Source organism: Rhodopirellula halodulae, from assembly GCF_020966775.1.
In the GTDB taxonomy this organism is placed as follows: Bacteria; Planctomycetota; Planctomycetia; order Pirellulales; family Pirellulaceae; genus Rhodopirellula; species Rhodopirellula halodulae.
Genome location: NZ_JAJKFV010000029.1, coordinates 815,320 through 840,665, shown reverse-complemented (window position 1 = coordinate 840,665; position 25,346 = coordinate 815,320). Strand labels below are relative to the sequence as shown.

The window sequence follows — 25,346 nt, the reverse complement described above, 5'->3', positions numbered from 1 at the left end:
CAGGAATGCGTGTTTCGGGGTTGTCGCTCAAACCCGACGCCTCGTCAACACGTCACGTCAGGGACCGAGTGCGATCCAAGTGGGTTTTGAGGAACGTTTTCAGCTTCCGACTCCGGGCATGATCCACCTCCGTCAAATGGAACGTCAACGTCACTCGCTCCGCATCACTGAGGTCCAACGTGCCTGTGTCCGAACGCGATTGCAACACATCCAGCGACAACAATTGGTCCAGATCTATCGCTGACCGAGGGCCGCTCAACGTCAAACGTACATGGTCCGCAACTTTCGTCTCCAACTCGGCCCAGGTGGGCAATTCAGGAGTGGAGCCGCCAGATTCTAACCGAACCGCGACTCGATCCGGGGCAGGGTACTCGACTGCGCTTTCCCCAGCGACATTGCCGAGCATTTCCAACAATCGGTCGACCAACTCAAATGACCATTGAGGCGAAGCATCTCCCGGAAAGCCTTTAGGTAGCGTGTGCCACCGGCGACCGAGCACTCGCCAAGGTTGCATCGACCCACCGACGGATGCGACAGTGGTCGGCTGCGTTGAAGAGATTTCTTGCTGTGTCATCACGGGTTCGTTGACCGTCGACGATGCCACCGCAGTTGCTTGTTTCGAAGCAGCAACGTTCTTCTTCGAATGAGCCGATACGCTCATCGCGTGACGCGAATCCACTCGTTCGCTGGCGTCCGATTCGTGCCACTCCGGCGAATCCATCGTGCGAGCGCCACTCAAGGCTTCCGCCATGAACGGAGCCGTTGCGGAAACCCATTCATCCGAATCTCGGTTCCTCGCATCGGCCTTGGCTGCCAAGCCTTCCGGTGTGCCGGAAAAGACGACTTGACCACCGTGCACGCCCGCCCCAGGTCCAATGTCGATCAACCAGTCGCAACACTTGATCACATCCAAGTTGTGCTCGATCACGATCACCGAGTTGCCGAGTTCGACCAATCGCTGCATCACCACCAACAGTTTCTCAATGTCGCCGAAGTGCAAACCAGTGGTAGGTTCATCCAACAAATAGATCGTGTGCCCGGTCGACGGACGAGCCAACTCAGCAGCCAACTTCACCCGTTGAGCCTCGCCACCAGATAGCGTCGGTGCTGATTGCCCCAGCGTGACGTAGTCGAGCCCCACGTCGCACAGTGTTTGGATCACTCGAGCGATCCTTGGATAATTCGCAAACAGGTCGACCGCTTCACCGCAGGGCATTTCCAACACGTCCGCGATGGACTGCCCATGCAGTTTCACCTCCAAGACATCTTCGTTGTAACGCCGCGCCCCGCAATCATCGCACGGCACCCAAACGTCCGGCAGAAAGTGCATTTCAATCTTGCGTTGGCCGCTGCCTTCGCATGCCTCGCACCGACCTCCGGACACATTGAAGCTGAACGTCCGCGGTGTGAACCGACGTTCTCTCGCCGCAGGCAATTCTGCAAAGAGAGCCCGAATCAGATCAAAAACGCCGGTGTAAGTCGCCGGGTTGCTGCTAGGCGAATTGCCCAGCGGTGATTGGTCGACTTGGATGACTTTGTTCACATAACGCAGACCATCAATCGCGTCATGCTGCCCCGGTTTCACCTTGGCTCGATGAAGCCGGCGAGCCAACACGGGATACACGATGTCGTTGATTAGCGAGCTTTTTCCGCTTCCACTGGGGCCGGTGATCGCCGTCAACACGCCCAACGGAATGTCGACATCGATATCTTGCAGGTTGTTCTCACGAGCCCCGCGGACTTGCAAGAACTCGACCATCGGTTTGCCCGATTCCGAGTACACCGGACGTCGTGACGGAGGCAGCTCAATCTTCTTTTCACCGCTCAAGTAAGGCGCTGTCACCGACACCTCCGCCGGCTCGACCTTTGTCGGCTCGCCTTGAGCAACCACTTGGCCACCATGCCGACCAGCGCGAGGCCCAAAGTCACACAGGTAGTCACTGCCCGCGATCACATCATGATCATGTTCCACCACTAATAACGTGTTGCCTTGGTCGCGTAAGCGATGCAGTGCCGCCAACAACCGACGATTGTCCCGTGGATGCAAACCAATCGTCGGCTCATCGAGCACATACAATACACCGCACAGACCGCTGCCTAATTGCGACGCCAATCGGATTCGCTGAGCCTCCCCACCCGACAACGTCGGCGCGCCACGATGCAGCGTGAGGTAGTCCAGTCCAACATCACGCAAAAATTGCACCCGTGATTGGATCTCACGAACCAACTCGCCGGCGATCTTGGATTCACGACGGTCGAGCTTCCACGACAGCACTTCCTCCGACAATCGATCCAGCGGCATGTGAACGAGGTCGCCGATTGTGAAGTCACGAAATCGCACCGCCGCCGAATCGTCTCGCAAACGCGATCCATCACACACCGAGCAATCAATCTCCGCCACGAACGCTTCCAACCGCATGCGCAATCCAGGCGTCAATCGCGACGCTTCTTCCAACGCCGGATAAAACCCTTTGAACTGGTAGCGGAACAGCACATTGCCTTCACCAAAGTGATCCCGCACGGCTTCGTCGCCAGAACTTCCTGACGACTTCCCATCCGAGGTATCGCCTTGTCGAACTTCGATCCAACGCGACCCCAAACCATGGAAAAGGATACGACGCTGCGAAACCGTCAAAGCATCGATGGGCTGATGAATAGGAATGCCGGTTGTCCGTGACAAAGCACGCAACATCCACAAACTGACCGAATGTTCGACCGACGGCCACAGTAATGCGGCACCATCAGCCAACGTGGTCTGCGGAGTCCCCATCAAGGCCGCTGGGTTGGTTCCCGTTTGAGTCCCCAAACCTTCACACCCAGAACACCAACCGATCGCGGAATTGAACGAGAAATGGTGTGGGGTTAGTTGAGAGAACGAACGCCCGCACGACTCACACACGAGATGCTGGCTATGCCGCAGCATGTGCCAATCACGTTCGGGCTGATCCGAATCCGCCAGAGCCACATCGAGAACGCCCACTCCTAAGGACAACGCTTGCTCGACGCTATCACTGATTCGCGATTGTTCGTCCGGCGAAATTTTGATCCGGTCAACGACAATCTGAACCAAATGCAAACGTCGCGGATCGAGCGCTTTGGCATCGTCCAAATCGACTGTCTCGCCATCAATGCGAACGCGAGAAAAGCCCATGGCTCGGTAGCTTTGCCATGTGCTCAGCGAAGCCTCGCCCGACTGCACCTCAATCGGTGCCAGCAACAACGCACGCGTGCCTTCGGGCAACGACATCACTTTGTCGATGATTTGATCCGGTGTCTGCGTTCCGACCGGCACCAAACAATCCGGGCAGTGCATGGTCCCGAGCTTGCTGTACAAGATCCGCAGGTAGTCATAGATCTCGGTCACCGTCCCCACGGTACTTCGCGGGGAATGCCCCAGGTTTTTCTGTTCCAAAGCCACCGCGGGTGAGAGACCCTCGATTCGTTCGGCCTTTGGTTTTTGCACCTGACCGATGAATTGCCTCGCATAGCTGGACAGCGATTCGACATAACGTCGCTGCCCCTCGGCGTAGATTGTGTCCATCGCCAGCGAACTCTTCCCGCTGCCGCTGGGGCCGCAAAAAACCGTCATGGCGTCTCGCGGGACCGCGATGTCGACCGACTTCAAATTGTGCTCGCCAGCACCTTCGACGACGACATGCGTCCGTGATTTCGCGGGTGGAGCAACGATGTCACGGATCGCTTTCCCTTTCTTCTTCGCTCGTTTGCGTTTGACGCCCAGCACTTCTGCGATCGCCGCACCGGTGTAGCTTTCGTCCACCTTGGCGACTTCTTTCGGCCGCCCCGATGCGACCACGGTTCCGCCGCCCGCGCCGCCTTCCACGCCAATGTCGACAACCCAATCGGCGGTTTTGATCACGTCCAGATTGTGCTCGACGATCACAATCGTATTGCCGCGGTCCGCCAAACGATTGATCACTCCCAACAACAAATCGATATCGGCAAAGTGCAAGCCGGTCGTGGGTTCATCCAACACGTACAGGGTCTTGCCCGTGTCGCGTCGACTGAGTTCCCGCGAAAGCTTGATGCGTTGGGCTTCGCCGCCCGAAAGCGTCGGCGAGGGTTGCCCGAGCTTCAGATACTCCAACCCCACATCGACCAACGTCTGAAGTTTCTCGGCGATCTTCGGAATGTTTTGGAACAGCTCCAAAGCCTCCGAGATATCCATGTTGAGAACATCCGCGATCGATTTGCCTTTGAATTGGACCGACAACGTTTCGCGGTTGTAGCGTTGGCCCTGGCAAACCGGACAGGTCACCCAGATATCCGCCAAGAAATCCATCTCGAGCTTGGTCGCACCGTTCCCATCGCAAGCGGCGCAGCGTCCTCCGTCCACGTTGAAGCTAAAACGCCCAACGGTGTATCCACGGGCCTTCGCCTCCGGCAATTTCGCGAACAGATTTCGAATCTCGTCGAACACTTTGACATAAGTCGCCGGGTTGCTGCGCGGCGTGCGGCCGATGGGCGACTGATCAATGGCGATCGTTTTGTCCAGGTGCTCCAGTCCCTCGATCGCATCGTGGTCGCCGACCTCGACTTCCGCACCATTCAGTGCATTACGAAGCGCAGGCTCGACGATCCCGCCGATCAACGAACTCTTACCGCTGCCCGAGACACCGGTTACGCATGTCACCACCCCCAACGGGATCGAAACATCAATGTTCTTCAGGTTGTGGAACCGAGCACCCCGAATGGTGAGCTGTTTCTCAGGATCGATCTCACGCAGCTTTTCGCTCGGTGTGATGGCCCGCTCACCGGACAGAAAGGCGCCGGTAACACTCTTTTTCGAACGGTGTAAATCTTCGACGGAACCGGCGGCCACGATGTGTCCGCCCTTCACGCCCGGCCCCGGACCAAAGTCGACGATCGTGTCAGCCGCCCGCATCGTGTCTTCGTCATGCTCGACCACGATCAACGTGTTGCCCGCATCTCGCAGTCGCGTCAACGTGGTGATCAAACGATCGTTGTCACGTGGATGCAAACCGATCGACGGCTCGTCCAGGATGTAGAGCACACCGGACAAGCCTGACCCGATCTGGCCCGCCAAGCGAATGCGTTGCGATTCACCGCCGGACAACGTCGGTGCCGTTCGCCCCAACGTCAGATACTCCAACCCGACACCCAACAGAAAGCCAATGCGTCCACGGATCTCTTTAAGAGCCTCTCCAGCAATTCGCGAATCCGTCTCGGAAAGAGGAATGTCAGAAAAGAACTCCGCGAGCTGAGCAATCGACAGCTCGCACAACTCGGGCAAAGACTTGCTAAGTTGATCCGCAAGCGTTTCCGATCCCGTCGCGATCCTGACGGAGCGAGCTTGGTCATTCAGTCGCTGTCCGTGGCAATCCGGACAGTCCATCGTGCTCATGTACTTTTCAAATTGCCGCAACTGCATCTTGTTGCGACTGGTTCGATAGCGATCCAGCAGTTCAGGAATGAAACCATCAAAGCTACCGACGTACTTCTTCGCCTTCTTCCCACCACGCCAAGTGAACTGCATGGATTCATCCGCACCCCACAGCCAAATATGCCGCGCCATCTCCGGCAGTTTGTCCCAGCGAGTCTCCAACATCGTGCCGGGTTCCAGGTCCAACTCCGCATCCATCGCATCCGCGACACCACGATAGATGTGGCGACGGTACCGACCGAGGTCGCCCCACTTGCCGAGCAGAGCAATCGCACCTTTTCGAACCGAAATGGACTCATCCGGAATTAGCAATTCCGGCACGAACGTGTACAGACGGCCGATCCCGTCACACGATTCGCACATGCCTTGTGGGCTGTTGAAACTGAACAGTTGCGGTGTCGGCGAACGAAAGCTTCGACCGCAACTTCCACACGCGTACTTCGATGAGAACAAACGATCGTGTCGAACGGGCGGCACGTCTTCGCCGTTGTCCGGCCCCACCGAAGCGATTAATGACGATTCGCCCAATTTCAAAGCCAATTCAACGGCTTCATTGAGTCGCGTCCGGTCCGCTTGTCCAGCGACGATACGATCCACGATGACTTCGACATCGTGCCGCCGCGTACGATCCAACGGAGGCGGATCGCTCAATCGAAAGGTTTCACCGTCAACCCGAGCACGGTTGAATCCCTGCTTTCGCAAATCCTCAAACAGATCTCGAAACTCACCTTTTTGCCCGCGAATCAGCGAGGCCATCACCCACAGCGTGCCGTCTTCCGCGACCGCATTTTCGTCAATACCTTCGCCATCCGGGTGCCAACCCTCGTCGACCATTTCGACCAAGCGACTGACAATGTTGTCCGTGGTCTGGGCGGTGATTTCGACGTGACAACTCGGGCAATAACCCGTCCCGACTCGGGCGTACAAGACCCTTAAGAAATCGTAGATCTCGGTGATCGTGCCGACGGTACTGCGAGGGTTGTTGCCGGTCGATTTTTGACTGATCGAAATGGACGGGCTGAGTCCGGTGACCAAATCGACATCAGGCTTGGGCATCTGCCCCATGAATTGCCGAGCGGAATTGCTCAGGCTTTCGACGTAGCGACGTTGCCCCTCGGCGTAGAGCGTGTCAAACGCGAGCGAACTCTTTCCACTTCCCGATACCCCCGAGAAACAAATCAACTCACCCCGCGTGAGCGTCAAGTCGACGTCGCGGAGATTGTGTTCGCGAGCGCCTTTGACGGTGATTTCCCGTTGCAACTTGTCCACTCATTGGGTCGGCGGTTGATGCGTCCATTCATCCAGACGCATCGTCGAGAAAGTCAGTTCAGCTCGTCGGCACGATCCGCGGGCCCACACAAATGACGTTGCAGGTAGCTGGCTCGTTCGACGTTCCGATCACTGGTCGTCAACACTCGCCCATGCAGCTTTTGCAAGTGAGCCGGTTGAGTGTGAATGAACAATTTATTGATCGTGGCAAGTTGCACGTCATCGATCAGCCCCAGGTTCACACCCATCCGAACCTTGGACAGATAGTGCATAGTCTCTTCGCTGCTGATTTTGCGAGCGGTGCTGAGGATCCCCAAGGCGCGACTGACGTCGTCATGCAAGTCTTGCTGTCCCTTCTCAATCAGAAATTCGCGTGCCTTGCGTTCGTAATCGATGATTCGCGGCACCACTTCGTGGCCCACCATCTCGAGAAGTTCTTTTTCGGTGTGCCCCAACGTGACTTGATTGCTGACCTGATAGAAGTCGCCCGTGTACTGGGATCCTTCGCCGTACAGGCCTCGCACGGTCACATTGATCCGCTGCATGCTGCGGAACACTTTTTCGATTTGCTGCGTGATCACGAGTCCCGGCAAGTGCAACATGACGCTGACACGCAGGCCGGTTCCGACGTTGGTAGGGCAAGCCGTCAGGTAGCCAAATTTACTGTGAAAGGCGTACAGCACCTCGCCTTCGATCGCGTCATCAATGCGATCGATTTGTTCCCAGGCGCTGATCAGATCCAACCCGCTGTGCATCACTTGGATGCGCAGGTGGTCTTCCTCGTTGATCATGACCGAGTACTGCTCGCTCGGGTCAATCGCCACCGCACGGCTACCTTCGGAATCCGCGATTTCGCGGCTGATCAATTGCCGCTCAACCAGAAACTGACGATCCACTTCGCTGAGCGTGGTGATATCGACGTACGGGATCTCGTCCCACTCGGGCAGGTTCTCCAGCCGGGAACGAACTTGCCGTTGGATCTTTTCGCGATCGTCTGGACTGCACTTCCGAATGAAAGGGAACCCCGCCAAGTTGCGGGCCAATCGAATGCGGCTGCTGATCACGATGTCCGATTCCGGGCCCGTGCCACGCAACCATTCTCCGCTGTTCTTCGCCAGCACCGACAAGTCGGTGGCTTCTTTCATGTCGCGTTCCCTCGACGTTTAGGTTCGCCTTGGATCGCGTTGATTTGGTCTCGCAATTCAGATGCTCGCTCGTATTCCTCTCGCTCCACCGCGACCTCCATTTCCTTCCGCAATCGAATCAAATCGACTTGTGAATCAGCGGTCGCCGCCGCCCGGGTCGGCCGTTTTCCGGTGTGCTCCAATGAATCGTGAATGTTGATCAGCAACGGTTTCAAATCCGCCTCGAAGTGGTCGTAATCCAGAGGACACCCCAACCGCCCCGAATTGCGGAATTCGAAAAAGGTGATCCCGCACACCGGGCATTCTTTTTGATCCAGCTTCCGCAGCTCTTCCTTGGTTTGGCCCAACTGCAATTGTTTTGCCAAAGCCCCCGCCACGGAGGAAACCGGAGTGGGCTCGCCTTTCTGCAGCACGTTGCGTGCGTGATGCTCGCACAAATGCAACACTTTCGGGCCATCCGGCTCTGTCAGTTCGGTGATGTGAAAGGTCGCTGGTTTATCGCAGTACTGACATTTCATGAGAGTCTCGCAGGTTGGGTCGCAGTTTTCGTGACACTCGTTCCAGGTCTCTGAACATCCAATGTTCAAAAAGCCTCGCTTCGGAGCATCGGGCTCACAGCTTGGTGCAGTCGAAGTCGCAGGGCTTCTTTGCATTCCCGATTCCGGCATCTCAACCGAATCTTCTCGAGAACACGTGGGGGCTTCCGTGGCACGATGCGGAATTCGCGACACGAAGCGAACTTCGCGGCACCATGGCTGTCATGGTCGGCATCACGGCGTTGTGATTGCCACCGGTATGGGCGGACTCATTCACGTCCTTGGAATTCTATCGCTGGCCAACCCGGTTTCCAAGCCCGCCGTCTCACTTCACACTATCGAAACGCCCCTGTGCGCCGTAACTTCATGCTTGGAAACATCATGCATCAACCGCCGCTTTCGTCGTTCGATTCGCTGGCCCGTCAGTACGACTTTGTCCCCGTCTATCGACGCCTGCTGTCTGATACGCTGACCCCGGTCACCGCGTTCATGCACCTGGACGACGGCGGCCCCGGTTTCCTGATTGAAAGCGTCATCGGCGGCGAAAAAGTTGGTCGATTCAGCTTTCTTGGTTCCCGCCCGCTGGCTCGATTCACCGCCAAGGGGAACTCGGTCGAGCGTCACAATCTGACCACCGGCGAAGTCGAAAAAACCCAGTGTGACGACCCACTGGATGCTTTCCGCAAAAGCTTTCAAGACCGCACGGCCACGCTGGATGGCTTGCCACCCTTCATCGGCGGAGCAATCGGGTACGCGTCCTATGACGTGGTGCGTTACGTCGAGGATTTGCCGGATTCCACCGAAGACGATCGCGAATTACCGGATCTAAATTTCGCGTTTTATCACACACTTTGCGTGTTCGATCACGTCGACAAGACCATCACCGTGGTTTCGCTCGCCGACTGCCGCGACATCGACGAGAACTCGGATGCGGAATCAATCGCGAAAGCTCGCCAATCCGCTGCCGACGAAGTGGACCAAACGATCAAGCGTTTGATGACCAACCCGCCCGACCTTCGCGTGGACGAAATCATCGAAGCGGACCAAACCAAGTCCCTGCCGGTGGAGTCGAACTTCACCCGCGAGTTTTTCTGTGACGCGGTGCGGCATTGCGTTGAATACATTCGCGCCGGCGACATTTTCCAGGTCGTCCCCAGCCAACGATTGACGGTCAAAAGCGACGTCGATCCCTTCGCGGTCTATCGATCGCTCCGCGTGGTCAATCCATCGCCGTTCATGTTCTTCGTTCGAAACCCAGAATGCGTGCTGGTTGGATGCTCCCCCGAGATCATGTGCCGCGTCAAAAATGGCGAGGTCACGGTGCGTCCGTTGGCGGGCACCAGGCCGCGAGGTGCCACCGAAAAAGAGGACCTCGCTCTCGAAAAAGACTTGCTGGCGGATCCGAAGGAACGCGCCGAACATGTGATGTTGGTGGACCTGGGACGAAACGACATCGGTCGCATCGCGGAATTCGGAACTGTTGACCTCACCGAAATCATGGTGATCGAACGCTACAGCCACGTGATGCACATCAGCAGCGAAGTTCGCGGCAAACTCCGCGAAGGCCTGGATGCCTTTGATGCGTTGAAATCCTGCTTGCCCGCCGGAACGGTCTCGGGCGCCCCGAAGGTCCGAGCCATGGAAGTGATCGACGAGATCGAACCTCATCGTCGCGGCCCCTACGGCGGCGCGGTGGGCTACATCGACTACCGCGGCAACATGGACACCTGCTTGGCCCTCCGCACCATCGTTCACCACAACGGTGCCTATCACGTCCAAGCCGGTTGCGGCGTGGTCGCCGACAGCAATCCCGATTCCGAGTACCAGGAAACGCTCAACAAAGCCCGTGCCCTGATCGCCGCGATCGAATGGACCATCGCTCGCGAATCCCGCACGGAGTGAATCCTGAAATCCAGTCGGGATCTCCCGCGATCGATGCTAGAATCCGCCGTCGTACCAATCCACTGAAGCGACGAAACCGAACGGCTAGCCATGAAAATTCGCGTCTTGTACCTCCTGCTCGCCGTCGCACCGGCTTTCCAAGCTCACCTCCTTCGCGGCGAAGAAACGAACATGCAACCAACTTGGGCGATCGCGATTCATGGGGGTGCGGGCAGTTCACCGGAGCAGCTTGGGGAGGAATCCAGCCGACTTCGCTCCGCCGGTCTGACCAAAGCCTTGCAAGCGGGGCGAGATCAACTGGCTCAGGGAGCCACCGCGATTGACACGGTGGAATCCGTCATCCGTATTCTCGAGGACGATCCGGTGTTCAATGCCGGACGAGGAGCAGTGCTGACAGAAGATGGCAAAGCAGAACTGGACGCTTCCATCATGGATGGCAACACACTGGGGTGTGGCGCCGTCGCGGGCGTGACCAAAACGAAAAACCCGATCTCACTGGCCCGGCTGGTGATGACTCAAACCAAACATGTCCTGTTGGTCGGTCCGGGTGCGGATGAATTCTCGGAAGACCAACAGGTCCCTCAAGTGGACCCGAGCTATTTCCTGACGGACCAATCACACAACCGAGTTGCTGACCTAGCTTCGCACGCCGCTCCCCTTCGGAACCTGAGCCAAGAAGACGAAGCTCACCTGGGCACCGTCGGCTGCGTCGTCCTGGACTCACACGGCAACTTGGCCGCGGGGACCAGCACCGGCGGCACCACCAATAAACTGCCCGGCCGAGTCGGAGATTCGCCGATCGTTGGTGCGGGCACCTACGCCGCCAATGGTTTGTGTGCGGTGTCGGGGACCGGTGTGGGCGAGGAATACATTCGCAACGCCGTCGCATACGACATCGCGGCTCAAATGAAATACGCCGATCGGAATCTCGAATCGGCCGTCACGGACGTCATGTTTCAAAAACTCGACTCCGAAATCGGCGGCGTGATCGCGGTGTCTCAAAACGGCGAAATTGTGCTGCAACACAACACGCCAGGAATGAGCTGCGGAGCCGCCGACAGCACGGGACGCTTTGAGATTCATTTGAAGCTCGAAAACGGTGGAGCCCCCAACGAACAAGACGCCACTGAATCCGCTCAACACTTGGACGAAGCAGAAATCCAAACGCTCCTTCAACAGCAAGCCAACGATTGGAATGCTGGCGACATCGAATCGTTCATGAAGGTTTACTGGAAAAGCGATCAACTCACTTTTTCTTCGTCGGGTGATATCACGCGAGGATACGAAGCGACGCTGAAGCGATACCAGAGCCGCTACCCAACCGCCGAAGCCATGGGCACGCTCACCTTCGAAGACTTTGAGTTCTTTCGTCTGGGCGAAGATGCCATGCAAGTGCTGGGTGTGTGGAAGCTAGAACGCCAGGAACCTCTTGGCGGTCGCTTCACACTGGTGCTGCGACGACTTCCTGAGGGTTGGCGAATTGTCCACGATCACACTTCTTCGTTCCCCGATCCCGCAAAACAATAAGGCGTCTCCCTCGAAGAAAAAGTCAGTCGATCGCAACCGCATTCGTATCCGCTTTTAAATCCGCAGAGGTCAATCCAACTGGCTCGGACAATTTGCCTTTCAAACGACTCTCGGCAAACGAGCCATCCACGAGGTCGACGTTTAGCTTCAGGTCGGCGTAGGTGTACTCCTCCATCAACTCGGAGGTGTCGTCGTCAGTCGCCGGCCAATCATAAACTTCCAGACGAATGGGCACGTGCAACTCATCGTCGATGTAGGCGTTGGCCCGATGGAAATCGAACCCACCGTCTTTGCTCGGGTGAACGATCTCGATGTGAGTTGCTGGCCGCCCCATCACTTTCGCGTTGCGATAGTAGGTGACTTCCGTTCGATCGCCTGACGGATCCCGTTCCATGTCGAGTTCGATCAACTCGATCAACCGTTGGATGATTTTGTCGAAACCAATGTGCGTGATGGGATAGTTGCTCTGCTCCTTGGCTTGCCGACTGTTGGGATCGATCGAGACCACCAAACTTTTCATGAACCCGCCGCCTTTGCGGACCCACGCCTTGCCATCGTTCTCACCGTCAATGAACAAGACACGACGATCTCGCACGGAACGCGGTGCGTGATATCGCAGGAACACCGACAACGGCATTGCCTCTCCCGACTCACCCGTTTGCTCGCATCGCACCGCGACTTCCATCATTTGAGGCGATTGCAATTCGCCGTCGATTCGCTCTCGCTTGATCAGCTTACAGGTGTAGTCTCGGATGTTCGCTTCGATGTATTCGGCATGGGAATGAGCAAACGCCAATGCCCATCCCAACGGGTGCTCTTTGGCAATCTTGTCGAGGGAAGTCTTCTTTTGCTCTGCGGAAAGATCCTCGATCGTGGTGGCCGAGACCTGCTGAATCGCTGCAGAGTCGTCCAATCCGATCTCCGCCATGGCTTGGCGTGCCAATTGATCCGTGGAGTCTTCCGTGGCGATTTTACGAACTGCGACGCGTTGGTCGGCGTCGTCCGCATTCGCCGGATCATCGGCGGATGCATCGACCGCTACAAAGCAAGCCACCATCACGGCGACCAGCGATAAAACGACTTGCGAAGTTGTTCGCGAACGCCTCACCACCGAACCAGAAAGTGGGCGAAGGAATCGTGGCATGAAGCGGGAAGGCAAATCAATCAGCATCGACAAAAGCTCCAATTCGCGTGCGAGTCACTATTCAGCGCTGTTCACTTCAGCGCTGTTTACTTCAGCACCGTTCACTTGTGACGCCACCGGTCAACGAGTTCCCTCGTGACCTTAGCGGCGGCAGCCGATCATGCAGAAAACGTGCCGTTTCCCGGATTTCTGCCAGAGTTTTAGATTAGCGAGCCGGAACCGGGAAACAATTCGAAAAGACTTTCCGACCGCGTTTCCAATTTCCGCGCGCCTGGACCGCCGGCAAAACCGGCATAGTCTCCCTCTTGCGAGCAAGCGTTTTGGCGTCAACCGCGGAGTTTCACGCACCGAGCAACCCAAGTTTGCCTCCGGCGTTCGACCGGTCGACCTACCTGGACGCCTCGACGAACGGATCGCTTCCGCATCAAATTGACACGTTTTCATTGCAATCTGAGACGCCGCAATTCACCGGTGTGAAACAGGGGCTCTTGGTTTCTGATGGAAATTGCTTCACCCTTTTGTAAACGTGACATCCGCCGGGCGGTGGCTTCGCGTTTCCATTTCCCAACACTCTTCAGGCATCCATGGGCATCGTCATACCGCTGGTTTTGATCTTCATCACTTGCTTGATCATTTGGCGTGCCTGCGACGGCTTTGAGATTGCCAGCGAATACATCGGCCGCAATCTTTCCGAGGGCGTTCGGGGCGGCACTATCAATGCCATTTCCAGTTCGATCCCAGAGCTCTTCACCACGCTGATCGCTCTGTTTGTGCTTTCCGATCACGAAGGTTTTTCGATCGGTATCGGAACGACCGCGGGCAGTGCGTTGTTCAACGGAATGATCATTCCTGCCGTATGCATCCTCAGCGTGGTTGGATTTGTCGTGATGGGCACGCGAGTCACCTCCGTCAACGTCTCGCTCAGAGTTCTGTTGCGGGATGGGCTATCGCTCATCTTTTGCGAATTCATCTTGATTCTGCTGATCAACGGCGAACAGCTTCATTGGTGGCAAGGCCTGACTCTGATCCTGCTGTACGTCACCTACTTGATCACCATGTTGAAAACCATGCGACCTTCAGCCAACTCTCCTGACAACATCGCCGACGAGAGCGAGGCAGATGCGGAAGAGGAAGACGAGTCAACACGCGGGTGGATCGGCAATCTCTTCTATTGGTTGTCCGGTGGACCCGCGTTGGATTTGGAACGTTGGTTCGTCAAAGACCACCACCGCGAGCAAATGAAACAGGAAACCTGGAACGGGTGGTGGTTACTCCTGAGCAGCACCGGCGTCATTGCGGCGGCGTGCTGGGGACTGGTGCTGGCATGCGAATGGTTGGGCAGCGGCGCAGCCAATGCGGAAAACCCTTCGTATCAATTGTTCGGCCAAACATTTGAGGGCCTTGGCATGCCCGCCATGTTTGTCGCGGTCATCTTCGCATCCATGGCGACCAGCGTCCCCGACACCGTCATGTCGATCCGAGACGCCCGTGATGGCGACTACGACGATGCCGTCGCAAATGCTTTGGGAAGCAACATCTTTGACATCTGCTTTGCGCTCGGCTTCCCACTGTTTTTGTACACCATGATCCATGGCCCCATTCAAATGGCACCTGAGGTCGCTCAGCAGAGCGGAGAGTTGCGACTGTTTCTCTTCTTTCTCACGATCGTTGGCTTCTTAATTTACTACATCGGAAAACGAGGAGTGAGTGCCGACGGCACCCGCTACGTCGAACTAAAACGTGGCAAGGCATTCGCGTTGCTAACGGTTTACGCACTGTTTGTGCTTCATATTTTGGCACTCGAGAACGATATCGGATTCGCCCAACAAATCTCGGATCGCCTTCAACTCCTGCTCCAAAAACTTCCTGCCATTGGCTGAGCCGATCCGAGCAAAAAGAACCACCCCGTCCAAAAGATTCTTGTCGGCTCCTCTCGCTTCGCAATCACGGCGAATGTCTGAATCCGAGTCGGTCTTGCTGTAGACTGATGGGTCGTTTTCACGGACTCAATCGCGACGAACACGCGAGTGAGTCCCCGACTCCCATCGCAGGTGCGCACGTTGAACTCATTTCGGCAATGCTCGCTTCTTTCGCTTCTCCTCACTGCAGTCGCGTGCGGCCCAGTGGCGGCGGAGATTCCTCCCAACGTCTTGCCGGCGTTGAAAGCACACTGCCTGGGGTGCCACGGTCCCGACGCAGCAGAAGCCAACCTGCGAATCGACTTGCTCACCAGCGATCTGGCTGATCGCGAAAACGCGTTGAAGTGGATCGAAATCCGAAACGCGATCAATCTCGGAGAAATGCCACCCGATGGCGAATCACCTCTTCCCATCGAGATCCTTTCACAGACCTCTGAATGGGTGTCGCAATCCTTGAAGCAAATTGAGCGATCACGCTCGCGATCCGACGAACAAACCATGTTGCGTCGTTTGAACCGTCACGAATACACCCACACCATTTCTGATTTGCTCTCGATGAAGTTCCCCAGTGGTGAGAGCCCACTGAACACTCTGCCGCCAGACGGGACAGCGGAAGGGTTTGACAAGGTCAGCTCAGCGTTGATGCTCGATCCTTCGCTCATGACTCACTACTACCATGTGGCCCGACACATCGCGGAACGAGCGATTGTGGATGGGCCGCCGGAGTATCCAACCGAGACGATGAGGCTGGAGTTAGAAAAGATTCCTGACAGCCATGCGATTGGGTATCTCGTCACACGACTAGGACTGAATCCCGTTCCGGACGGGTTGGAACTGATCGAAGGAGGCACACGGTCGTTTGGGATGCTTCGATACCCCGGCCGCAAAGACAACAACGTCGCACCGACAAACGGTTTCTACAGGTTCACCATCCGGGCTGGTGCGTCGCCCGGCAAAGACGGGGAAGTCCCTCGCATTCGCCTTCGACACGATCACCCAGACGATTCCATGCAAACGATCATGGAGTTTGATGTGACCGCCGCCTGGGACAATCCCAAAGAGCAAACCGTCGTCATTCCGCGCGACACGCTGGGTGGGGAGGTGAAGGTCGAGATTCTCAACGAGACAAAGCTATACATGGGCCAACGTCCGGGTGAAGACTTTATGCGTCGCATCGGCGAGGTTGGAAGCCAGCAAAACTTCCAAGAATCATTGCGTTTGGCGGGACGGAAAATCGCGGAAGGATGGGGAGGCGATCGCTCAACCCCGGATCCGGAAAAGCTTGATCTCACCGAATTCCCGCGTGTCTTCTTGGACTACTTGGAGGTCGAGGGCCCACTCTATGATCAGTGGCCCCCCAAAAGTCACACCACGTTGTTCTCGGTCGTCGAACCCGCGGCGAAAGATCTGGACGACGCAAAGAAGATCTTTGCTCAATTTCTTCCACGTGCTTGGCGACGCCCGGTGGAGCCATCCGAACTCGCGTCCATTTTGAACGTCGTGCAAACCGAACTGGACAATGGGGAGTCTTTTCATGAGGCAATCCGCGTCGGTTTAACGGCATCGTTGACCTCGCCGAACTTTCTGTACCTCATCGAGCACACAACAAGCGACAACGACACCAAACACCTCAACGATCACGCAATCGCGAATCGTTTGTCCTATTTCCTATGGTCCTCCATGCCGGACGAGGAGCTCTTCCGGGCTGCCCAGGCGGGTGAATTGGCCGCTCCGTCGAATCGACGCGAGCAAGTGGATCGTATGCTGGCCGATCCAAAGATCGAACGCTTGGTGGAAAGCTTTGCCGGACAATGGCTGCAAACGAATACGTTCCTGGACTTCACTCCCGACCCACATTTGTATCGGGACTATGACGACGCCTTGGCAGAAGCGGTTGCCCGCGAACCGCTGGAGTTTTTCCGCGAGATTCTGCTGCATGACCGAAGTGTGCTGAACTTCCTGAACTCCGACTTCATCGTGATCAATGAACGCTTGGCTGAGCACTACGAGCTGGACGGGATCACCGGCGACCACTATCGAGTGGTTCCGCTTCCACAAACGTCGGTTCGCGGTGGCTTGCTGGCAATGGCGGGCGTTCACCAAGCGGGATCCGATGGCATTCGCACCAAACCCGTTTCGAGAGCCGTCTATGTGCGAGAAGTTCTTTTCAACAACCCACCCGACCCTCCGCCACCCAACGCGGGCGAAGTCGAACCGAACATTCGCGGAGAGAACCTGACCGTTCGGGAACGTTTGGTCCAGCACCAACAAATCGACGCGTGCGCGTCATGCCATCGGTCACTGGCCCCTTACGGCCTCGCGTTGGAAAATTTCAATGTGATCGGTGCCTGGCGAGAAGCACAAGACGGCGAAAACTTTCGCGGACGCAATCGACCGCCGATCGACGCTAGCGGTCGACTGCCAAATGGCAACGAATTCGCTGACTTTCGTGAGTTCCGCCAGCAATTGCTTTTGCAAAGCGACCGTTTCCGGCGAGCATTGGCTGAAAAGCTACTCATCTATGCGTTCGGTCGCCCAGTTGACCCAGCGGACGACGCTCTTCTCTCACAGGCGGTCAATGACATGAAAGCACAAGGCGATACGTTGCGTGCACTGATCCAGTCCATCGTTTCCAGCGAGGCATTTATCACGCCATGAACTTTCTTTCTTTTCGCACGTTGGACCGTCGCACTTTGCTTCGTGGTGCAAGCACTTGCCTAGCCTTGCCTTGGTTAGAAGCGATGATGCCACGATCTGTTTCGGCCGCCGAAACGAATGCCGTACCACCGCGCATGGGCATGTTCTATTTCGGCACGGGAATGAACATGAGGCAGTTCTACCCGGATGGCTTTGGGCCAGATGCCAAGCTCTCGCGGATCTTGAAACCGCTCGAGAAACAACGCGATCAGTTCACCGTGCTGTCCGGAACAACCCTTCAACACGGTGGAGGACATGACGGGGCGTATCCGTTCTCGACCTCGATTGCTCGTGGAGAAAAACAAACCATTTCACCAGACCAGTTGGTGGCGGAACACCACGGAAAGCACACTCGTTTTCCTTCGTTGCAACTTTCAGTCAAACGCGGCACCGGATTCGGCTCCCAAGCGTTGGCGACCATTTCCTGGAACCGGCAAGGCATCCCGCTGGCCGCCGAGAACGATCCACAAACAATCTTCCAAAATCTCTTTCGCCCTACAAACGAAAAGCAGCGTTCGGAACAGTCGAACGAGTTCCGGCAACGGGGCAGCGTGCTGGATGCCATCCTTTCCAATGCCAAACATCTACAACAGAGGTTAGGCCATACGGACCGACGACAACTCGATCAGTACTTCCAATCGATTCGTGAAGTGGAAACGACACTCCGCCGCGAAATTGACTGGGCGGATCGTCCGAAACCGCAACCCGAACTCAATGGTTTTGGCGACTACGAAAAAGCGGTCACCCCGGAAGGCAATGGCAAATTTGTCTATGACACCTACGCCAAACTGATGTACGACCTCATCGCACTCGCCTTTCAAACCGATTCGACTCGGGTTGTGAGCTATGTGGTGCGAACGGAATTGGCTGGCGGGGTCTATCCAGAATTTGGTGTCTCCAAGGGCTATCACGAACTGACCCACCACGGCAACGATCCCAAAAACTTAGATGAGTTGGCCAAGGTCGACACCATCTACATGAACCATTGGAGTTACTTCCTGAACCGTCTGGCATCGATCCGCGAAGGCGACAAAAGCTTGCTCGACAACACCATCCTCGGCTTTTCCAGCGGCATGGGAATCGGCCATAGCAAAGACACGCTGCCCACCATGATATCGGGCGGCAGAGGGCTTGGCGTTCGCCACCAAACGCACTTGCAACTTGCTGATCACACGCCGTTGTCGTCGGTGTGGCACACCATGGTGGAACGCATGGGGATTGAGATCGAAAACGATTTCCAAGACAGCACGGGGCCAATCGGAGAGTTGCTCGCATGAACTGGATGCGAATGGTTCAGACGGCCTTTTTTACGCTCACCTTGCTGCTCGTCGTGGACACGAACTCCGACGCTCAAGAACGCGAGAGCCCAGATAAACCGGGCACCTGGAAGATGGAATTTGTTTCGATCGGACCGAGCACTTTTCGGCGTGGATTCGACACTTCTCAACAGCGCGACCGTGAATTCAGTCTCGCTCATCGCTACAGCAATCAACAAAACTTCCAGCACGATTCGCCGTCTCATTTGGTCGTGCTGACCGAACCATTTGAGATTCAGACCACCGAAGTCACCGTTGCCCAGTTTCGAGCCTTCGTTGCAGACACGGGGTACGAAACGGACGCCGAACGAAATGGTGGAGCCTTGGGACACTCGCCCGATCAGAAAAACTATGTTGACCGGTTTCAGAAACGCCCGGAGATCACCTGGCGGAATCCTGGCTTCCCACAATCAGATCAGCACCCGGTGGTGGGCGTCAGTTGGAACGACGCCCAAGAATTCTGTCGATGGTTATCGGATCAACAGCCGGGAACTTACCGCCTGCCCACCGAGGCCGAATGGGAATGCGCTTGCCGAGCTGGTCGAACCACTTGGTACTCTTGGGGCACCGATCCGAATGAAGCCTCCTCACACGCCAATGTCGCTGACGGTGCATTGGAGGCGGCTCATCCCAACACCACGCGTTATCAACGAGCCGTCCAACTAGACCCAAACGATGGTGATGGGTTTGTCTTCACCGCTCCCGTGGCAAGTTTTCGCCCCAATGACCGAGGACTTCACGACATGCACGGCAACGTTTGGGAGTGGTGCCAGGATCGATGGTCCGGTGATTTGTATCGACGCTATCTGAAAGATGTCCCCTGGCCCGATCGAAAGAATTTCACGGTCACGGATCCCGTCGCACTGGAGGAAACGCCCCAGCACCAATATGGTGATTGGCGAAGCATTCGAGGTGGAGCTTGGACCTGTGCTCCCGCCTCGGTTCGCTGCTCCATCCGCACATTCGCGGAAGCCTCTGACGCGACCATCTACACCGGTTTCCGAGTTGTGCGAGAGTAGATTTCTGCCACCGAGATCACGGGAGGTTTATGCCACAGGCTCCGCGACAAAAAAGGGTTTCTCATGTCAGCTTCACGCAGCGTCAGTCACTGGATCGAGCAGGTCCGAGAAGGAGATTCGATCGCCGCCAATCAGCTTTGGCAACATTTTCATGATCGCTTGATCAACGCAGTCCGACGGCGACTGTATGGCCAGAACCGAGCGATATCAGACGAAGAGGACATCGTCCTTAGCGTTTTCGACAGTTTCTATTCCGCAGTTCAGAAAGGTCGCTTCCCCGACTTAGCGGATCGCGACAATCTGTGGCAGTTGTTGTTGAAAATGTCGGCACGAAAGGTGGTGGACAAACGTCGCCATGATCAACGTCAGCGTCGCGGCGGTAACGCCCAACCGCAATCACTCGACCAACGCGACGAGGACGACGTGCTGCTGGAGGCGATCGGCAACGAACCATCACCCGAGATGGTTTTAATGATGGAAGAATCCGTTGAACAATTTTTTTCTCATTTGGGTGTCGGGCAACTTCGAGATTTGGCGGGTGCCAAGTTAGAAGGGTACTCCAACGCGGAACTTGCCGAACGTTTTGGGTGCTCGGAACGGACGATTGAGCGTCGTCTGCATCTGATTCGTGAAAAATGCCAACAGGAATTCTTCGATGAGCATCCGCCAGAAAAAACTGCCCATCCAGACACTTGAACAGATCGACGATCGCTGTGCTGAATTCGAACGCCGCTGGCAACAGGATCTGTCACCGACCATCGAGTCGATGATCACCGATGATTTCACGTCCGACGCACAGGAAGTCTTGCTGGCGGAACTGATCGCGTTGGATTTGGACTACCGACAACGCCGGGGCGAGCGACCCGACGAAGCGAACTATCGGGACCGTTTCCCCGAACACGAAACCGCGATTCGCGATGCCATGCACGAGAGTGCTCCATCCAATCGTGCTTTTGTTCCACCGTCGGTCGATCAACTTGCCGAACTCTTCCCGACTCTGGAAATCACGGAGTTACTCGGTGCCGGAGGAATGGGCGCTGTCTACAAAGCCCGTCAAACGGGCTTGGATCGCGTCGTTGCGTTGAAGATTCTGCCTGAAGAATTCGGACACGATGTGAAGTTCGCACTTCGCTTCACCCGCGAAGCTCGCACGCTCGCGAAACTCAATCACCCCAACATTGTTTCGGTGTATGAGTTTGGACACGTCAATGACACCTACTATTTCCTGATGGAATTCGTCGAAGGTTCCACGCTTCGCGACATCGTTGCCGCCAGACAACTGGAACCGGCTCATGCGTTGGCCATCGTCCCGCATCTTTGTGACGCCCTGCAGTACGCTCACGACAATGGTGTCATCCATCGCGACATCAAACCCGAGAATATTCTGATGGCCAAAGATGGGTCGGTCAAAATCGCCGACTTCGGCCTTTCGCGAATTTTGGGAGACCATCAACCTTCGTTGGATTTGACTGGCACCCATCAAGTCATGGGAACGCCTCGTTACATGGCTCCGGAACAACTCGAGGGAGCACGCGGCGTCGACCACCGCACCGACATCTATTCGCTGGGTGTCGTCTTTTACGAAATGCTGACGGGCGAACTGCCAATCGGTCGTTTCGCCGCACCATCACAAAAAGTGCATGTGGACGTTCGACTGGATGAAGTCGTGCTGCGAACACTCGAGAAAGAACCACAGCGACGGTATCAACGGGCCAGTCAAATCAAATCAGATGTGCAATCGATCGCCTCGGGCGATCGCTCCGCCCCGGCAATGACGCAAGTGGAACATGCCGCCAACCCAACTGCGACCAACAACAACTTCCATTCGGAAACCCAAGCTCAGTCTGGCCAGTGGCTTTTGACACGTCGCGAATTAATGAATGGCGTCAAACGATCTTTGCGTCCGTTGTTTTTCGGTCAGCTATTCCAAATCGTCACAGGAATTGCCTTCATCGCCCTGGGTGCATGGTGCTGGGCACCGAACACCCGTGTCCCTCACCTGTTGATCAGCGGAGTCATCGTCCACCTGTACGGACTGTTCCTCCTCGTCTGCGCAATCAATGTCTTGGTTCGAATTAGCCAAATCGACACCACCAAGCCACTGCCGCAGGTTCGGCAACAACTCCAGCGAGTGCGAAGGTTTTACCTGGGCACAGGTCCGATCATCGGATTCACATGGTGGTTGCTTTGGATCCCGGTTGCTGTGGCCGCGGGCTTTGATCAAATCCTCCACCCCAACTCGCTGTATCCGTCCCTGCTCATCGGCGTGATTGGCTTGTTCGGATCGCTCTGGATCGTTTCGAGAGCCATGAAATCCGAAAAAGGGAAACAGCACATGTCGGGGCGAAGCATTCAAGCAACACAACGGGCACTCGATGAAATCGAGCAAGCCAATATCGCATGAACGCTTTGCGAACATTCAAACCCCACGTCCCGCTACTTGCTAAAGAGCACGCAGATGGGGGTGGGCACCTGTTGTGTTTGTCGGATAAAGGTCAACTCGCCCGACTTCGCATCGACTTCAAAGACGGTCGCGGTATGACTGTCGCGTCCAGCGGCGATCAGCCAACGCCCACTGGGGTCCAAGTTGAAGTTGCGTGGCCAACCGCCACGAATGGGTTCAACCTCAACCAACTCCAATTGTCCCGCCTCATCCACGCGAAACACTGAAATGCTGTCGTGACCACGGTTGGCTGAATAGATGAAGCGTCCCGATGGGTGCACTCGAATTTCCGATGCACTGTTGAAGGTTTCCTTGGCTTTGGCTTCTTCGGACAACGCCGCAATGGTTTGCCCGCGAGTCATCTTGCCGTCTTCGGAGTCGTAATCGAAGACGGAAACCGACAAGGTCAATTCGTTCAACAAGTAGATGCGTTTTCCATCGGGGCTAAACTTCATATGCCTCGGCCCACCGCCGGGAATACCTTCACCAAAACCATGATGGGTTAAGGAAGGCTCATTCACGTCCAGCTTCCAGATCACCACCTTGTCCATTCCAAGATCGGGCGTGAATGCGAAACGGTTGTCAGGTGAGAAACCGACCCAGTGAGCATGCGGGGCGTCTTGCCGACCTTTCACGACGCCGGAACCGGCAGGAGTGATCAGCTCCGAATGTTCCATCACCGAAACCATGCGGTCGATCGATCCATCTTCGCGGAGAGAATACAGCGTGGTCGATCCGCCTCCGTATTGAGCCGATAGCAGCACCTTTCCGGATGGATCTGCGGCGAGGTGGGCCACGCCACCGTCACCACTCTCGACTTCACCAATTAACGCCAATTTGTCACCGTTCGATTCCGCTTTCACGCGGTAAGCCGCCACGCCTTTTCCGGTGCTGGCATACAGAACGGGCAGAGTCGGGTGCATGGCCAGAAATCCCGGCTGTTGCGTTTTGACGGCCAAGGTCGCCGGTCCAAGTTTCCCGGTCTCCGTATCGAATCGAGCGTGGTAAATGCCCTCGCTCACGCCGCCGCGAGGAGTGGTGGTGCCGAACCAGACATTCAACGTTCCCGCCATCAAGGTTTCTCCTGCCAAGAACACGCTCAAAATCGCGATCAGAAAGACGCCGGCGCCCGACGCAGGCAAGTGGAACATTCGGTTCAAACGGTAATTCATTCTTCTTTGCACGACGGGGCTCCAGTCTCGGTTGATTCATCACAGGTGGATTGGGAACTTCTTTAGGGGGCATCATACCCCGGTAGCCGCAGCCAAGGACGATCCGAAGTCTCATTTTCCACGCCGCAGAATGGCCTGAATGTCGGCAGTTTTCGGGGCGGGGCAGGGCAGGGCATCTTTCATGGACATTGCCGATCAACCCGTGTTTGATCTACGATGCGGATTCTCCCCATCACCTCAGAGACCCGCCGTGCTTTCGATTTCGCCCACCTATCTGCTGTACTACTTGCCGCTGATCGTCGCGATCTCGCTGGTGTTTGGTGCAACGCGGCACGAGGACACCAAACTGATCCTGCGGCACGCTTTGCATACCGCGCGCTGGATCACCGGATTCATGGCGGTGGTCTTCTTGTTGGTTCTCTTCTTGGACTGGATGGTCTGAGCCGATGCGGATTCTGACCCTCGGCGGCGGAACCGTCGGACGCTGGATCGCGGACATGCTGTGCCGCCGTCGACATAGCGTCACGTTGATCGACAGCGATCCAGAAATCGTTCGGTCCATCAACAGCGAATTGGACGTTCGAGCGATCGAAGGCAACGCATCACAAAGCACCGTGTTGTTTTCAGCCGATGTGCTCAGCGCCGACCTTTGCTTGGCGGTCACCGGCGACGACGAAGTCAACATCGTCGCGGCGAGTATGGCGAAGGCGCTTGGTGCCCGACGGGCGATCGCGCGAGTTTACGCCCCGGCGTTCCGCGACTTGTCGACATTCGATTACCAACGCCACTTTCAAATTGACAGTCTGCTTTCGCTGGAGCAACTTTCGGCTTCGGAACTTGCCCGAGCCATCCGCAACCCAGATGCAATTCCACTGGAGCACTTTGCTCGCGGGCAACTGCAGGTTTACGAGATGGATGTGGCGGCGGGTTCTCCTGCGGCTGGCAAGAAGTTGATGGAGTTGCAACTGCCCCCCAGTGTTCGTGTTGGATCCTTGGCTCGTGAAGGCCGCATGTGGATCGCCAGCGGGGCGGACGAAACGCGTGCCGGCGACCGAGTCAGCTTGGTTGGAATGCCTGACGCGGTCAGCGTGGCTCGTCAAATTTTTGGTGGCGAGAAACGTCGTCGCAAACAATCCAAAGTGATGATCGCCGGCGGTGGCGAGACCGGCTACCACTTGGCCGGATTGCTCGGTCGCGAAGATTTCCGGACGGTCTTGCTGGAACAAGATCCGAAACGTTGCGAGCAACTTTCGAAGCTGCTTCCCGATGTGACCGTCGTCCATGCCAACGCCAATCGTCGCAGTGTTTTGGAAGACGAAGGCGGTGGCACGGTCGATTACTTTGTTGCCTGCACTGGCAACGACGAGAACAACATCATGGCGGGCGTGGAGGCTCGTGAACTGGGTGCGTCTCGCGTGATGTGTGTCGTCGGTCGCCCTGACTACGCCAACGTGGTTGGAAAGTTGGGGATCGACTTGGCGGTCAGCGAACGAGACGTGGTCGCCCGCCAAATTCTTGGCTTCCTCAATGAGGGTGCCGTGATCAGCCAAAGTAAACTGCCCAACGGTTCCATCGGCGTTTACGAATTGGAAATTCTCGAAGGTTCCCCCGTCACACAAGCCTCGTTGGCCAACTTACCGCTGGCCGGGCGTTGCTTGATTGCCGCGATCCAACGTGACGGGTTTGTACGAGTCCCGACGGCGGACGATGTCTTGGAAGTCAACGACATCATCGTCGCCCTGATTGATTTGTCGGATGCCGACGAAGTCCTCTCTCTCTTTCACAGCGTCTAGTTTTGCCTGCTACCACCAACGCTCCCGTGTCCACCCCCAACG

At 56.4% G+C, this 25,346-nt stretch carries 14 protein-coding genes and 1 pseudogene; 10 read left to right on the top strand and 5 right to left on the bottom strand.

Features of this window, described 5'->3' with window-relative positions:
* Positions 1-52: 52 nt before the first annotated feature.
* From uvrA to LOC70_RS16010, 3 genes are read right to left on the bottom strand one after another with little or no spacing between them, the layout of a single operon-like run.
* Positions 53-6,691, bottom strand: a complete 6,639-nt coding sequence (gene uvrA / locus LOC70_RS16020) for an excinuclease ABC subunit UvrA (RefSeq protein WP_230255013.1) — start codon at positions 6,689-6,691, stop codon at positions 53-55.
* Positions 6,692-6,744: 53 nt separating this feature from the next.
* Entirely contained in the window at positions 6,745-7,836 is a 1,092-nt protein-coding gene (locus tag LOC70_RS16015) for a protein arginine kinase (protein WP_230255012.1), read from the bottom strand.
* Complete coding sequence (locus LOC70_RS16010; RefSeq protein WP_230255011.1) at positions 7,833-8,354, bottom strand: UvrB/UvrC motif-containing protein; 522 nt, start codon at positions 8,352-8,354, stop codon at positions 7,833-7,835. The genes LOC70_RS16015 and LOC70_RS16010 overlap by 4 nt, the downstream gene beginning before the upstream one ends.
* Before the next feature lie 266 nt (positions 8,355-8,620).
* Between LOC70_RS16010 and trpE the strand changes: the two are divergent.
* A pseudogene (gene trpE, locus LOC70_RS16005) lies at positions 8,621-10,274 on the top strand (anthranilate synthase component I).
* A 90-nt stretch (positions 10,275-10,364) separates the two neighbouring features.
* The gene (locus LOC70_RS16000) at positions 10,365-11,801 is read left to right on the top strand and encodes an isoaspartyl peptidase/L-asparaginase (protein ID WP_230255009.1); all 1,437 of its coding nucleotides are present in this window, start codon (positions 10,365-10,367) and stop codon (positions 11,799-11,801) included.
* A gap of 22 nt (positions 11,802-11,823) precedes the next feature.
* On the opposite strand, the gene LOC70_RS15995 is transcribed toward LOC70_RS16000, so the two are convergent.
* Positions 11,824-12,972, bottom strand: a complete 1,149-nt coding sequence (locus LOC70_RS15995) for a DUF1571 domain-containing protein (RefSeq protein ID WP_230255008.1) — start codon at positions 12,970-12,972, stop codon at positions 11,824-11,826.
* A gap of 557 nt (positions 12,973-13,529) precedes the next feature.
* Here LOC70_RS15995 and LOC70_RS15990 point away from each other — a divergent pair.
* The 6 genes from LOC70_RS15990 (at position 13,530) to LOC70_RS15965 (ending at position 22,300) form a co-directional block, all read left to right on the top strand.
* Positions 13,530-14,825 (top strand): sodium:calcium antiporter, encoded by a 1,296-nt coding sequence (locus LOC70_RS15990; RefSeq protein WP_230255007.1) that lies wholly within the window; start codon positions 13,530-13,532, stop codon positions 14,823-14,825.
* 243 nt (positions 14,826-15,068) lie between these two features.
* Positions 15,069-17,522 carry a DUF1592 domain-containing protein gene (locus tag LOC70_RS15985; RefSeq protein WP_230255006.1) on the top strand — a complete coding sequence of 818 codons (2,454 nt, stop codon included), beginning with the start codon at positions 15,069-15,071 and terminating at the stop codon, positions 17,520-17,522.
* Entirely contained in the window at positions 17,519-18,838 is a 1,320-nt protein-coding gene (locus LOC70_RS15980; protein ID WP_230255005.1) for a DUF1552 domain-containing protein, read from the top strand. The genes LOC70_RS15985 and LOC70_RS15980 overlap by 4 nt, the downstream gene beginning before the upstream one ends.
* On the top strand, positions 18,835-19,896 hold the full coding sequence (locus LOC70_RS15975; protein WP_230255004.1) for a formylglycine-generating enzyme family protein: 1,062 nt from the start codon (positions 18,835-18,837) through the stop codon (positions 19,894-19,896). The genes LOC70_RS15980 and LOC70_RS15975 overlap by 4 nt, the downstream gene beginning before the upstream one ends.
* A gap of 63 nt (positions 19,897-19,959) precedes the next feature.
* On the top strand, positions 19,960-20,592 hold the full coding sequence (locus LOC70_RS15970) for an ECF-type sigma factor (RefSeq protein WP_230255003.1): 633 nt from the start codon (positions 19,960-19,962) through the stop codon (positions 20,590-20,592).
* Complete coding sequence (locus tag LOC70_RS15965; protein WP_230255002.1) at positions 20,552-22,300, top strand: serine/threonine-protein kinase; 1,749 nt, start codon at positions 20,552-20,554, stop codon at positions 22,298-22,300. Before LOC70_RS15970 ends, LOC70_RS15965 begins: the two co-directional genes overlap by 41 nt.
* Before the next feature lie 32 nt (positions 22,301-22,332).
* Here LOC70_RS15965 and LOC70_RS15960 read toward each other — a convergent pair whose 3' ends face one another.
* On the bottom strand, positions 22,333-23,412 hold the full coding sequence (locus tag LOC70_RS15960) for a lactonase family protein (RefSeq protein WP_390889075.1): 1,080 nt from the start codon (positions 23,410-23,412) through the stop codon (positions 22,333-22,335).
* A gap of 349 nt (positions 23,413-23,761) precedes the next feature.
* Between LOC70_RS15960 and LOC70_RS15955 the strand changes: the two genes are divergently transcribed.
* Together LOC70_RS15955 and trkA are read left to right on the top strand one after the other, a co-directional pair.
* On the top strand, positions 23,762-23,953 hold the full coding sequence (locus LOC70_RS15955; RefSeq protein WP_230255000.1) for a hypothetical protein: 192 nt from the start codon (positions 23,762-23,764) through the stop codon (positions 23,951-23,953).
* A 4-nt stretch (positions 23,954-23,957) separates the two neighbouring features.
* Positions 23,958-25,304 carry a Trk system potassium transporter TrkA gene (gene trkA, locus LOC70_RS15950; RefSeq protein WP_230254999.1) on the top strand — a complete coding sequence of 449 codons (1,347 nt, stop codon included), beginning with the start codon at positions 23,958-23,960 and terminating at the stop codon, positions 25,302-25,304.
* Positions 25,305-25,346 lie beyond the last annotated feature (42 nt).

Bases quoted from the DNA above. Each gene is read 5' to 3' on its own strand.
- LOC70_RS16015 (WP_230255012.1), bottom strand. From the start codon at position 7,836: ATGAAAGAAGCCACCGACTTGTCGGTGCTGGCGAAGAACAGCGGAGAA.
- LOC70_RS16010 (WP_230255011.1), bottom strand. From the start codon at position 8,354: ATGAAATGTCAGTACTGCGATAAACCAGCGACCTTTCACATCACCGAA.
- LOC70_RS16000 (WP_230255009.1), top strand. From the start codon at position 10,365: ATGAAAATTCGCGTCTTGTACCTCCTGCTCGCCGTCGCACCGGCTTTC.
- LOC70_RS15995 (WP_230255008.1), bottom strand. From the start codon at position 12,972: ATGCTGATTGATTTGCCTTCCCGCTTCATGCCACGATTCCTTCGCCCA.
- LOC70_RS15990 (WP_230255007.1), top strand. From the start codon at position 13,530: ATGGGCATCGTCATACCGCTGGTTTTGATCTTCATCACTTGCTTGATC.
- LOC70_RS15980 (WP_230255005.1), top strand. From the start codon at position 17,519: ATGAACTTTCTTTCTTTTCGCACGTTGGACCGTCGCACTTTGCTTCGT.
- LOC70_RS15975 (WP_230255004.1), top strand. From the start codon at position 18,835: ATGAACTGGATGCGAATGGTTCAGACGGCCTTTTTTACGCTCACCTTG.
- LOC70_RS15970 (WP_230255003.1), top strand. From the start codon at position 19,960: ATGTCAGCTTCACGCAGCGTCAGTCACTGGATCGAGCAGGTCCGAGAA.
- LOC70_RS15965 (WP_230255002.1), top strand. From the start codon at position 20,552: ATGAGCATCCGCCAGAAAAAACTGCCCATCCAGACACTTGAACAGATC.
- LOC70_RS15960 (WP_390889075.1), bottom strand. From the start codon at position 23,412: ATGGCGGGAACGTTGAATGTCTGGTTCGGCACCACCACTCCTCGCGGC.
- trkA (WP_230254999.1), top strand. From the start codon at position 23,958: ATGCGGATTCTGACCCTCGGCGGCGGAACCGTCGGACGCTGGATCGCG.